The sequence below is a fragment of the Sphingosinicella sp. genome (genome assembly GCF_052387495.1).
In the GTDB taxonomy this organism is placed as follows: domain Bacteria; phylum Pseudomonadota; class Alphaproteobacteria; order Sphingomonadales; family Sphingomonadaceae; genus Allosphingosinicella.
In genome coordinates this window covers 1-11,628 of record NZ_JBQTJC010000217.1, presented here as the reverse complement: position 1 = coordinate 11,628, position 11,628 = coordinate 1, and the positions used below count along the sequence as shown (strand labels likewise).

The following is an 11,628-nucleotide window of genomic DNA, read 5'->3' as shown; positions in this document are numbered from 1 at the left end:
TGTTCTGGTTCGTCAGCGGGCTGTTCTTCGCCGCCGTCCCGATCGAACGGGTGCGGAGCGAGCATGCGAAGGCCGAGGCCGCCGCCGCGCCGGTGCCGTTCGGCCTCGCCGCCGACGGGCTGCTGCGGCTGGGCTCGGCCGGGGTGACCGGCGAGCGGATCGAGATCCGCGTACTGCTCAACCGCCCGGTCGCCCTGGTTACCCCACGCGAGGGGCGGCCCCGGCTCTACGATCTCGCCACCGGCCGCCCGGCCTCGCCGATCCCGATGACCGTCGCCGCGCGGATCGCGGAGGCCGATCATGCCGGCGAGGCGCGCGCGGCGCGGGTCGAACGCGTGACGGAGAACAGCCCCGAATATCGTGGCGCGCTCCCCGCCTGGCGGGTCGATTTCGACGATGACGCCAACCGCTCGCTCTATGTCGCGGCGGATACCGGAGTCGTGGCTGCACGGCGCTCGACGCTGTGGCGGGTTTACGATTTCCTCTGGAGCCTGCACATCATGGACTGGCGCGACCATGAGGATTTCAACAGCCCGCTGCTGATCGTCGCGACCGCGCTCGGGCTGATCGTGGTGATCGCAGGGATCGTGATGTTCCCCAGCCGGCTCGGCCTCACCGCCTGGCTGAGGCGCCGGCGCGCGAACAGGCTCAATGCTGCGCGAACAGGCTCCGGCGGCCGTCCCGGGTGAACAGGATCACCTGATAGGGCTCGGTGAGGTCCCCCTGCTCCATGCCGGGCGAGCCGATCGGCATGCCGGGCGCGGCGATCCCGGCGGCCTCCGGGCGCTCGGCGAGCAGGCGGCGGATGTCGGCGGCGGGGACGTGCCCCTCGACCACATAACCGCCGGTCCGCGCGGTGTGGCAGGAGCGCAGATCGTCCGGCACGTGCAGCTCGCGCGCGACGGCGGTGAGATCCGGCAAATCGGTCACGCTGACCTCGAAGCCCTCGGCGCGCAGGTGCTCGACCCAGTGCGTGCAGCAGCCGCAGGTCGGCGTCTTCATCACCTCGATCGACTGTGCCGCCGCCGCGCTGCCGCAGGCGATCAGCGCCAGCGGCGCGAGCAATATCGTACGTCTCGAAATCATGCGTGTCTCCGTTCGACCCCGACCATGATCGCCCGGCAGACGGTTCTCGTCAACGCGCCGGCGGCGGGGGCGGGGCGCCCAGATCGCGGTATGAGGGGAGATCGGGCGCGCCGTCCGGGAGCGGATTGCGCTCGAGCTCGGCGATCAGCGCCTCCATCTCGCCGATCTCGCGCAGCTGCGCCTCGATGATCCGGTCGGCGAGCAGGCGAACGCGCGGATCGCGAATATGGGCGCGCTCGCTGGTCAGCACGGCGATCGAATGGTGCGGGATCATCGCCTTCATGTAGGCGACGTCGCCGACCGTCGCCTGGCTTCGCACCAGCCAGAGCGCGCCGGCGAAGACCAAGGCCGCGCCGGCGAAGATCGCGATATTCGCGCGCCTGTTCTTGTACATCGAGAACATGAAGCCGAGCATGACGATCGCCATCGTCGCGCCCATCAGCAGCGCCATCCAGGTCCGCGTCTGGCTGTAGCGGACATGCTCCGGCGCCCAGGTGTTCAAATACATCAGGGCGAACATCACGACCGTCGAAGTCGCGATCATCGCGGCGAAGCGTGCGTAGGACATGGCGCGGCTCACTCCTTTGCGAGTCAAACCGCTCGATTGGCGGGCCGTTCCGCGCCCGTCCGTCGCGCGCGCCTTCGCCTCCGCCAGGCGTTGTAGCCGAGCCGGCTGGGGAACATGACGAAGCCGGTGACGATCACGATCAGGCTCAGCGCGGTCGCGACGATCAGCAGCGGCGTGTTGAAATCCTCGTGATTCTTGAAGTCCATGATGTGGAGCGACCAGAGGAAGTCGAAAGTCCGCCACAGGGTCGATCGGCGGGCCGTCACGACGCCGGTGTCGGCGGCGATATAGAGCGCGCGGTTGGCGCCGTCGTCGAACTCGATGCGCCAGGCCGGGAGCGCGCCGCGATATTCCGGGCTCGCCTCGGTCACCCAGCCGATCCGCGCGGCGCGGTCCTCGCCGTCATGGTCGCGCTCCGCGATCCGCACCGCAAGCGCGGCGGGAACCGGCGAGAGCTGTCGGCCGGTGGCGAGATCGAACAGCCGCGGCGGTCCTTCGCCGGCGCTCAGCAGGGCGACGGGCCGGTCGAGCAGCGAGCGCAGCTCGACGCGTTCGCCGGGCGCCACTCCGGCCGCTGCGAGACGCTGGAGCCCCGTAGCGGCCGCGTCGAGCGGGAACGGCGCGTGCGTTTGCTCGGCGATGCGGTGCTCGCTGCGCACCTGCTCGATCGGCGCGATCGCGAAGAATAGTCCGCTGACGAACCAGAAGAGGATCTGGATCGCCATCAGCAGCGCCAGCCATTTGTGGATCTTGCTCGAAATTCTGGACGCTGCCGACATTGCTTTCCCCTGTTCTGCCTCGCGGGCTGTGATGTTCGAGATTGAGTGCGTGGCCCCGGTTTCAGATCATCATGTGGCGCAGGCCGTGGGTGATGGCGGCGCCCACCCAGCCCTGGACGAGCAGGAACAGGGTGACGAGGCCGAGGGCCCAGGTCATCGCGCGGCTCCTCGCGAGATCGGCGCTTCGCCACGCCCAGATCGAGAGAGCCGCGCCGGCCAGGCCCAAGACGGTGCCGGCCCAGCGGTGCGCGGCGAGCAGCGGCCGGTCCTCAAACGGGAGGCCCGCGTTCAACCAGCCGAACAGTGCCGCGACGAAGGCTGCCGCGCCGGCGAAGATAACGAGCGCGCGGATCAGGCCGGTCGGCCCGCCCCGTCGCCTCGCGATGACAAGGGCGATCCAGCTGGCCGGGATCAGGGCGATCGGAAAATGGACGGCGAATGGATGCATGCGCCCCACCCACGACAACAGGCGCTCGGGCATCGAGGGTGCAGGCGTGGAACCCACGCCCTTGTGATCCGCCGGGGCACCCCTTGTGGCGCGCTCGCCCGGTGCCGCACGTTCCTCGGCCTGCGCACGCTGGTGATTGTCGTGCGCCATGGCCGGGGGGGCGGTGACCAAAAGACCCACGACGGCCCAGAGCAGCAGCCCGAGAAGGCGCGAAGGAGGCCTCAGAACCATGCGCGAACGCCGACCAGCAGGCTCCAGCCACCGATGTCCTCCCCCGCGAGGCGGCGGAAGCGGGCGGTGTCGCCGAAGGCGCGGCCATATTGGACGCCGACATAGGGCGCGAATTCGGGAACGATCTCGTAGCGCAGGCGGAGGCCCGCCTCGCCCGAGGACAGGCCGGAGCCGACCCCAATCTCAGGCACGTCCTGCAGCGCGAAATCGAGCTCGAGGCGGGGCTGCAGGATCAGCTGCTGGGTGATCCTCAAATCATATTCGCCCTCGAAACGCGCCGAAAGATCGCCCTTGTTCGAAAGGAAGAGGGCGCCGTCGACCTCGAACCAGTAGGGGGCGAGCCCCTCGATGCCGAGGACGAAGTAGGAGCGCTCCGGATCGGGGCGAAAATCGTGGCGCACGCCTGCCTGAAGGTTGAACCAGGGGTCGAGCGCGCGGCTCCACAGCACCTGCAGCTCGGCCTGCTCGGGCACCTCGCCGAAGGCGCCCTCGCCCTCGCTCTTCAGCCAAAGCCGATCGATCGCGCCTCCATACCAGGCCTGCGCGTCCCAGGCGTAGCCGTCGCGGCCGCCCTGGATGCTGGCCTCCAGCCGATCGATCATCACCGCGAAGGTGCGGATACGGCCGTGCTCGGCGAGGAAGGTGTCGCGGGCGCGGCTCGTCCGGTCGAGCGGGAAGACGGTGTCGGCGGCGTGGACGGGGCCGCGCGTCGCCTCCGGCGGCGGCGGTCGGGCCGGGGGATCCGCGACGGGCATGGGCATCTGGCCCATGTCGTGCCCGGCGTGCGGATCGGCCGCTGTCGGCGCGGCGTGGCCGGCATGAGGATCGGGCTGGGGCATGGCGTGGCCTGCATGTGGGTCGGCCGCTGGCGCCGGCCCCACGGGCGGAGGCGTCGCGTGGCCGGCATGCGGATCGGCCGCCGGCGCCGGACGAGCCGGCGCGGGGCGCGCGGGCGCCGTCCGGGGCCTGGCCGGAGCCGGGGCGGCGCGGCGACGCGGCGCGGGAGTCGCGCGACGAGGCGGCGCGGGCGGGCTGGTCCGTTGGGGCCGCGGCTGCGTCGTCGTCGGCCGGTGCCCGCCATGGCCTTGGTGCTGGGCGAGGGCGGGGGCCGAGACGCTCAGCGCCAGCAGGGCGATCGTCAGGCGCTTCATGCGGCGTCTCCGTCGAGCGGGCGGACGGTGACGACGCGCATCATTCCCGCATGCATGTGGTAGAGAAGGTGGCAATGGAAGGCCCAGTCGCCGGGCGCGTCCGCGGTGAGATCGAGCCGGACCAGGGCGCCGGGCAGCACGTTCACCGTGTGCTTCAGCGGATGCGGGCCGCCGCTGCCGTTGACCAGCTCGAAAAAGTGGCCGTGCAGGTGGATCGGGTGCGCCATCATGCTGTCGTTGACCAGCTTGAGCCGGACCCGCTCGTTGCGCGCGAAGCGGATCGGCTCGGCGCCCTCGCTCATCCGCACCCCGTCGAACGACCACATGAAGCGCTCCATGTTGCCGGTCAGGTGGATCTCGACGGTTCGTGCCGGAGGGCGGCGGTCGGGATGGGGGCTGAGCGCGACGAGATCGCGATAGGTGAGCACGCGGTGGCCGGCGTCGGCGAGGCCGAGGCCCGGCTCGCCGGTGCGGTCCTGAGGCATCGGCGCGATCATGTCGACGCCGGGGCCGAGGCGGACGCCCGGGGCATTGGCCGAATCGCGCATGTCGTGGCTCATCGACGCGCCTTCGGACGCGGCCGCCGCTGCGCCGTGGTTGGCATGGGCGCCGTGGTCCATGCCGCCCATGCCCATGTCGCGCATGGTGAGGATCGGCCGCTCGCGCAGCGGCGGCACCGCCGCGGCCATGCCGAGCCGCGGGGCGAGCGTCGCGCGGCCCATGCCGGAACGGTCCATCGCCTCGGCCACGATGGTGTAGGCGCGGTCGTCGCGCGGGGTGACTAGGACGTCGTAGGTCTCCGCGGTCGCGATCTGGAGCTCATCGACCGGAACCGGGCGGACGTTCTGGCCGTCGGCGCCGACCACCTGCATTTCGAGGCCCGGGATTCGGAAATTGAAGATCGACATCGCGCTGGCGTTGATGATGCGCAGGCGCACCCGTTCGCCGGGCGCGAACAGGCCGGTCCAGTTTTCGGTCGGGCCGTGCCCATTGATCAGATAGGTATAGGTTGTGCCGTTGACGTCGAGGATGTCGGTCGGGTCCATCCGCATCTGCGCGAACATCTCGCGGTCGGCGGCGGGCATGCGGTCGCTCGCGGGGCCGGTCAGCGTCATCCGCCGCCGGTTGAAGTAGCCGGCCTGCTGGCGGAGCCGCGCCATGATCTGATGGGGGTGGAGAAAGCTCCAGTCGCTGAGGACCAGAACGTGCTCGCGGTCGAAAGCGACCGGGTCGGCGCCGGCGGGATCGATCACCAGCGGGCCGTAATGGCCCTGCTGTTCCTGCAGGCCCGAATGGCTGTGATACCAATAAGTGCCCGACTGGCGGACCGGGAATTCGTAGGTGAAGGTTTCACCGGGGCGGATGCCCGGGAAGCTGACGCCCGGCACGCCGTCCATCTGGAAGGGCAGGATCAGGCCGTGCCAGTGGATCGAGCTGTCCTCGTCGAGATGGTTGGTGACGTGGAGGCGCACGTTCTGGCCTTCGCGCAGCCGGATCAGCGGCGCGGGCAGGGTGCCGTTGATGGTGATCGCATGGCCGGTGCGGCCGCCGACGGTGAAGGCGCTGTGGCCAATGGCGAGGCGGATGTCCTCCCCGGACAGCGTCTGCAGCCCGGTGCTGCCGCTCTGCGCCCAGGCCGGGAGCAGCCCTGCGGCGCCTATGCCGAACGCCCCGGCGAGAAAGGTGCGGCGGCTCAGCCGCGGGGGCGGAAGAGTCAGGGTCATGCGGCGGCATCTCCTTCGGCGAGGCCTTCGATGATCGGACAGTCGGGACGGTCGTCACCCCGGCAATGCTCGACCAGGGTGGAGAGCGTTCGCTCCATAGCCCGAAGCTCCCGGATTTTCGCGCGAATTTCGGCAATGTGCGACCTGGCGGCCGCGCGCACGTCGGCGCTGGCCCGGTTTCGGTCGCGATACAGGGCCAGGAGATGCCGGCATTGCTCGATCGTGAAACCGAGCGCTCGGGCGCTGGCGACGAACTTGAGCTCGTGCATCTCCTTGTCGCCATAGTCGCGATAGTCGTTGTCGCGCCGCGGCGGCGTCACCAGGCCGATCTGCTCGTAATAGCGGATCGTCTTCGCGGGCAGCCCGCTCCTGGCCGAGGCCTGACCGATGTTCATTGCGCAGCCTCCAGGCTCAGCGTCCGAAGCCGCAACGCGTTCCCGATCACCGAAACGGACGACAGGCTCATCGCCAACGCCGCGATCATCGGGCTGAGCAGAAGCCCGGTCACCGGATAGAGGACGCCTGCCGCGATCGGCACACCGAGCGCGTTGTAGCCGAACGCGAAAACGAGATTCTGCCAGATGTTGCGGGTGACCGCGCGGGAGAGCCTGCGTGCCCGCACAAGGCCAATGAGGTCGCCCTTGACCAGAGTCACGCCCGCGCTCTCGATCGCGACATCGGAGCCAGCGCCCATCGCGACGCCGATGTCGGCGCGGGCCAGCGCCGGCGCGTCGTTGACGCCGTCGCCGGCCATGGCGACGGTGCGGCCCTCGCGCTTGAGCCGGTTGACCGCCTTGTCCTTATCCTCGGGGAGAATGTCGGCGACCACCTCGTCGATGCCGAGCTGCCGCGCGACGGCCTCGGCCGTGCGCCGATTGTCGCCGGTCAGCATGATGATTCGAAGGCCCTCGGCATGGAGCGCGCCGATCGCCGCCCGGGTCGTCGCCTTGATCGGATCGGCGGCGGCGACGAAGCCGGCGAGCCGCCCGTCGATCGCAACGAACATCACGGTCGCGCCTTCGTCACGGCGCGCGTCCGCTTCGGCCGAAAGCCCCGCCGCGTCGGCGCCTTCGCGCGCCATCATCGCGGCATTGCCGATGGCGACGCGGCGCCCGTCGATCCGCCCGAACAGGCCCTTGCCGCTGACGGACTCGAAGCCTTCGACGGGTCGCGGCGCGATCCCGCGCGCTTCCGCGCCCGCGACGATGGCGTGCGCGAGCGGATGGGCGCTGGAGCCTTCCAGCGCGGCGGCGAGAGCGAGCAGCTCGGCCTCGTCGAAGCCTTGGGCGGGCTCGACGGCGACCAGCGCCGGCTTGCCTTCGGTCAGAGTTCCCGTCTTGTCGACGACGAGCGTGTCAACCGAGGCGAAGCGCTCCAGCGCCTCGGCATTTTTGATCAGCACGCCGCTCTGCGCGCCCTTGCCGACGCCGACCATGATCGACATCGGCGTGGCGAGGCCGAGCGCGCAGGGACAGGCGATGATCAGCACCGAGACCGCCGTGATCAGCGCGAAGGGGATGCGCGGCGGCGGCGCGGCGAACGACCAGATCGCGAAGGCGAGCAGGGCGATCAGGATGACGGCCGGCACGAACCAGGCCGAGACCTGGTCGACCTTGCGCTGGATCGGCGCCTGGCTCCGCTGCGCCGCGGCGACCATCTGGACGATCCGCGCCAGCATCGTCTCGGCGCCGACCCGCTCCGCCGCCATGACGAAGCTGCCGTCGCCGTTGATCGCGCCGCCGGTGACGGGGTCGCCGGCACGCTTCTCGACGGGGATTGATTCGCCTGTCAGCATCGATTCGTCGAGGCTCGAAAAACCTTCGACGACCGTCCCGTCCACCGGGACGGACTCGCCCGGCTTGACCCGGAGACGGTCGCCTGCCCGCACCATATCCAGCGGAACCGTCCGCTCGCCGCCGTCTTCGACGAGGTGGGCGGTCTTGGGCGCGAGATCGAGCAAGGCGCGGATCGCGGAGCCGGTCTGCTCGCGGGCACGCAGCTCCAGCACCTGGCCGAGCAGGACCAGGGAGACGATCACTGCCGCCGCCTCGAAATACAGCCCCACCCCGCCGTGCATGTCGCGGAAGGCGGGCGGGAAGATTTGCGGCGCGACCGCGCCGATCACCGAATAGGCCCAGGCGATCCCGGTGCCGATCGCGATCAGCGTGAACATGTTGAGCCGCCGGTTGACGATGCTCCGCCAGCCGCGCGCGAAGAAGGGGGCGCCGCCCCAGAGGACGACCGGCGTTCCGATCGCGAGCTCCATCCAGTCGAGCGGCCGGGCGCCGACCAGCTCTACCGTCCACGGCCAGAAATGGCGGAGCATGACGATGATCGCGAGCGGGACGGTGAGGATCGCCGAGGCGACGAAGCGCCGGCGCATGTCGAGATATTCCTCCGACGGCCCCTTGCTCGGCGCGAAGCTCTTGGGCTCGAGCGCCATGCCGCAGATCGGGCAGAAGCCGGGGCCGATCTGCTCGATCTCCGGATGCATCGGGCAGGTATAGATGACATCCTTGGCCTGGCCCGGAGCCGGGTCGGCCGCCTCCGGCGAGGGCGCCGCGCGATGCGTGTGGCAGCTGTGATTCGTGCTCATGAGGCCCTTCTGCTCCTTCCAGTTACTGGAAGGTCAAGCGGCGATTCCGATCGGAGAACGTGGAGGGCGGCGGATCGTGCCGCCGCCCTCCCGTCTCGGCCGGCTTTAGCCCTGCGGCTGGCTGCCTGGCTGGGCCGCCGGCGCCGGGCAGCAGCCGCGGCGGTCGCCCGCCTCGGCCATCCGCTCGCAGCAATCCATCCGGCCGTCGCCGTTGCGGTCGGCGCAGCAACCGGCATGGCCCTGCTGATGCTGGCCATGGCCTTGGTGCTGCCCGTGCTGGGCCTGATCGTGGCCCTGGTGCTGGGCGTTGCCCTGATGCTGGGCGTGGCTCGGTTGCGCGCCGGCTTGCGCCATGGCGGGTGCAGCGATCGCCAGCGCGATCGCGGTCATGATGATTTTCATGTCAAACTCCTGATGATGTCGGTTGAAAACGAGATCGTCAGGAGTGGCGCGGGGGCGGCGGCTCGGCTTCGGGGTGGATGCCGATGAAGGCGGTGAGCGCGCGGGACGCGGGCGAGACGGCGAGGGGCTCGAGCGCGGCCAGCGCCGGCGCTTCCGCCGCGGCGATGGTCGCGCAGGCGACCAGGCAGTCGATCGTCATCGCGCCGCGGTCCTCGGGCGCCCGATCGGGCGCGGGCATGTCGCGGGGAAGGGCGGCCCGTGGCGGGGGCGACGAATGATGCGGAGCCGCCATCGCCTCGGCCGCCGCCATCCGGCCGAACGGCGCGACGAGCAAGGCGAGCAGCATCACGAGCGAGAGGAACAGGCGGCGGTGCACGGTCTGGTGATTAGGCGCGCGAACGCGTCGGTGCAATGCCAGCGTTCAGGGGCCCACGTCCCCGTTGACGTGCCGGACGGGTGAGCGCGGCCGCGGCGGCAGGCCGAGCGCTACGGCGACCGCTTCGTCCCAGCCATAATGATCGGGCACGATCGTCAGCCGCCCGTCGGCCAGGAAGGCGGTATGATAGAGTAAGCGGACCGGAATCGGGCGGGCGAGGGCGACCATCGTCTCTTCGAGATCGCCGTCCTCGTCGCGTTCCGCCCGCGCCTCGTTCCACTGGTCGAGCACATTCTGCTCGCCCGCCAGCATCTGCGCGAAGCCGAGCGCGTCCTGAACGCGGACGCAACCGTGGCTGCGGTGGCGGTCGGCCTCGGCGAAGAGGGCCTTGGCCGGGGTGTCGTGGAGATAGATGGCATGGTCGTTTTGCATGTCGAACTTGACTAGGCCGAGCGAGTTGGCCGGGCCCGGCCGCTGCACGATCCAGCCGTCGCGCCACTCCATATTGTTGCGCGCCAGATAGGAATCGCCGCGCGGCGCGATTTCCTCTTCCTGGATCGAGCGCGGCACCGTCCAGGTCGGGTTGGCGACCAGCCGGTAGAGCGGCGAAGCAAGTTCGGGCGTCTCGTTGCCCGGCTCGCCGACGACCACGCGGCGCCGGTCGGCGACCGCGTTGTCGCGGATGTAGGTGAGCATCGCGGCGCCGGTATTGACGTCGATCCGGGTGGCGGCGGGCGCGCGTTCGAGCCAGCGCCGCCGCTCGAGATTGACCGCGAGCGTGCGGGCGCGGTCGACCAATTGGGGTGGCGGATTGCCGCCGGAATCCGCGATTTGCCGGTTCGCCTGGACATAGGCATCGGACAATGTCCGATATTCCGCGTCCTGCGGAGCGAGTCCATCGAGCCAGGCGGCGACATTGCCGCCCTCGATCGCCTGGGCGAGGCCCGCGGCGAGATCCGGGTTCGGGCGCGGCAGCGTGTAGGGGTGGTCGAACCGGGTCGGGTCGGTCCGGCCGCGCGCGAGCGCCTCGGCATAAGCGAGCGCGGCGCGGCTCAGCGCCGCCTCGCGTACCGCCGCGTCGCCGCCCTCGGGAATCTCTCCCAGGAAGGCGGCCGCCTCCAGACCATGCCGCGTCGCCCCGCCGATCGCCTCGGTCAGGCGCTGCCCAGCCTCGCCGTCCCAGGCGGGCCGCCAGCCGCGTGCTTCATAGAAGCGCTGCAGGCGCGGATCGTCCGCGGCGGCGCGCAACGCCTGGGTCTCGCTCTGCCCCGCGGGGCCCTCACTCGGCCGATTGCCGCAGGAGGCGAGCGCGATGAGCGCCGCCGAAACCAGGATTTTGACGCGCACAACCACTCCACACTTGCTTTGGATCAGAGCCGCACCAACGCGCCGCGCCGCATCCCGATCCCCGCGCCCGGCGAAGTCAGGGTTTAAGGCTTGTTTAGCTAATTCAGGCGCATAGGGGCGCGTGAAAGGACGCGCGCTGCCGTGACCAGAGCCCAATTGGCCATCCTTCCGGTGCTCGAAGGCCGCAAGGCCGAGCGGCGCATCGTGAATCTCGCCGCGCGGCTGCGCGAGCCGGGCGCGTCGATCATCGAGGTCGACATCATGAACCTGTCGACCGACGGCTTCATGGCGCAAACCGTAGAGCTGGACGTCGGCACCCATGTCTGGCTGAAGCTGCCGGGCCTCGAGCCGCAGAATTGCCGGGTGGTCTGGCACGAGGACGGCAAGGCCGGCTTCGAATTCGCCACCCCGCTCCATCGCGCGACGATCGAGCTGCTCGTCATGGCCGGCCGCAAGGGCCCGCCCAAGAACCATTTCGGCCCGCGCGCCGTCCGCTGAACCAATTTTCCGGTCGTAAAATGGCCTGCCATCCGAAGCCGGTCAGGGCGAAGGATGGTGCCGCTTGGGGGACTCGAACCCACGACCCCATCATTACGAATGATGTGCTCTACCAGCTGAGCTAAAGCGGCGTGCTTGGACAAGCGGCCGCTCCCCTAACAGCGCCGTTCATGGCCCGCAAGCCGTCGCGCCGCCAACAAACATGCTTAACGCTTTGGTAAACAGTCGCGGGCAGATTGCCGCCGAACTGGAGGAAACCGGCGGAAACGGGCATGGACAGCTATTCCGAGCATCCCGGACATCATGATCCCGCGCAAGCGGCCGAAACGGCGGCGTCCGATGAGGTCGCGCTGGCGATCGGCGGCGACGAGCGCCGGATGCATGTGCGGGCAGATAATTACTGGGTCTCGCTGCTTGACGGC

Annotated in this window: 13 protein-coding genes and 1 tRNA gene; 2 read left to right on the top strand and 12 right to left on the bottom strand. The window is 69.9% G+C overall.

Going from position 1 to position 11,628, the window contains the following annotated elements; translation table 11 throughout:
* The coding region (locus tag ACT4N8_RS12075; RefSeq protein ID WP_444858375.1) for a hypothetical protein at positions 1-689 on the top strand (689 nt) is incomplete at its 5' end.
* On the opposite strand, the gene ACT4N8_RS12070 is transcribed toward ACT4N8_RS12075, so the two are convergent.
* From ACT4N8_RS12070 to ACT4N8_RS12020, 11 genes are all read right to left on the bottom strand, one after another.
* Entirely contained in the window at positions 649-1,086 is a 438-nt protein-coding gene (locus ACT4N8_RS12070) for a DUF411 domain-containing protein (protein WP_444858374.1), read from the bottom strand. The two genes, ACT4N8_RS12075 and ACT4N8_RS12070, sit on opposite strands and share 41 nt — an antisense overlap.
* Before the next feature lie 49 nt (positions 1,087-1,135).
* A complete protein-coding gene (locus ACT4N8_RS12065) occupies positions 1,136-1,654 on the bottom strand; it encodes a DUF305 domain-containing protein (RefSeq protein ID WP_444858373.1) in 519 nt (172 codons plus the stop codon).
* A gap of 23 nt (positions 1,655-1,677) precedes the next feature.
* A complete protein-coding gene (locus tag ACT4N8_RS12060) occupies positions 1,678-2,433 on the bottom strand; it encodes a PepSY domain-containing protein (protein WP_444858372.1) in 756 nt (251 codons plus the stop codon).
* Between the two features lie 61 nt (positions 2,434-2,494).
* Entirely contained in the window at positions 2,495-2,881 is a 387-nt protein-coding gene (locus tag ACT4N8_RS12055) for a hypothetical protein (protein ID WP_444858371.1), read from the bottom strand.
* Between the two features lie 221 nt (positions 2,882-3,102).
* Positions 3,103-4,263: a copper resistance protein B gene (locus ACT4N8_RS12050; RefSeq protein ID WP_444858370.1), complete on the bottom strand. Its 1,161-nt coding sequence runs from the start codon at positions 4,261-4,263 to the stop codon at positions 3,103-3,105.
* Positions 4,260-5,987, bottom strand: coding sequence for a copper resistance system multicopper oxidase (locus tag ACT4N8_RS12045; RefSeq protein WP_444858369.1), 1,728 nt, complete (start codon positions 5,985-5,987; stop codon positions 4,260-4,262). Before ACT4N8_RS12045 ends, ACT4N8_RS12050 begins: the two co-directional genes overlap by 4 nt.
* Positions 5,984-6,382 carry a Cu(I)-responsive transcriptional regulator gene (gene cueR, locus ACT4N8_RS12040; protein WP_444858368.1) on the bottom strand — a complete coding sequence of 133 codons (399 nt, stop codon included), beginning with the start codon at positions 6,380-6,382 and terminating at the stop codon, positions 5,984-5,986. The genes ACT4N8_RS12045 and cueR overlap by 4 nt, the downstream gene beginning before the upstream one ends.
* Positions 6,379-8,583 (bottom strand): copper-transporting P-type ATPase, encoded by a 2,205-nt coding sequence (locus tag ACT4N8_RS12035; RefSeq protein ID WP_444858367.1) that lies wholly within the window; start codon positions 8,581-8,583, stop codon positions 6,379-6,381. Before ACT4N8_RS12035 ends, cueR begins: the two co-directional genes overlap by 4 nt.
* A 105-nt stretch (positions 8,584-8,688) precedes the next feature.
* Complete coding sequence (locus tag ACT4N8_RS12030; RefSeq protein ID WP_444858366.1) at positions 8,689-8,985, bottom strand: hypothetical protein; 297 nt, start codon at positions 8,983-8,985, stop codon at positions 8,689-8,691.
* A gap of 37 nt (positions 8,986-9,022) precedes the next feature.
* Complete coding sequence (locus ACT4N8_RS12025; RefSeq protein ID WP_444858365.1) at positions 9,023-9,361, bottom strand: hypothetical protein; 339 nt, start codon at positions 9,359-9,361, stop codon at positions 9,023-9,025.
* Positions 9,362-9,406: 45 nt separating this feature from the next.
* A complete protein-coding gene (locus ACT4N8_RS12020) occupies positions 9,407-10,708 on the bottom strand; it encodes a L,D-transpeptidase family protein (RefSeq protein ID WP_444858364.1) in 1,302 nt (433 codons plus the stop codon).
* Between the two features lie 141 nt (positions 10,709-10,849).
* Between ACT4N8_RS12020 and ACT4N8_RS12015 the strand changes: the two genes are divergently transcribed.
* Positions 10,850-11,206 carry a PilZ domain-containing protein gene (locus ACT4N8_RS12015; RefSeq protein WP_444858363.1) on the top strand — a complete coding sequence of 119 codons (357 nt, stop codon included), beginning with the start codon at positions 10,850-10,852 and terminating at the stop codon, positions 11,204-11,206.
* 55 nt (positions 11,207-11,261) lie between these two features.
* Here the strand turns inward: ACT4N8_RS12015 and ACT4N8_RS12010 are convergent.
* Positions 11,262-11,337: transfer RNA gene (locus ACT4N8_RS12010), tRNA-Thr, on the bottom strand.
* Positions 11,338-11,628: the final 291 nt, after the last annotated feature.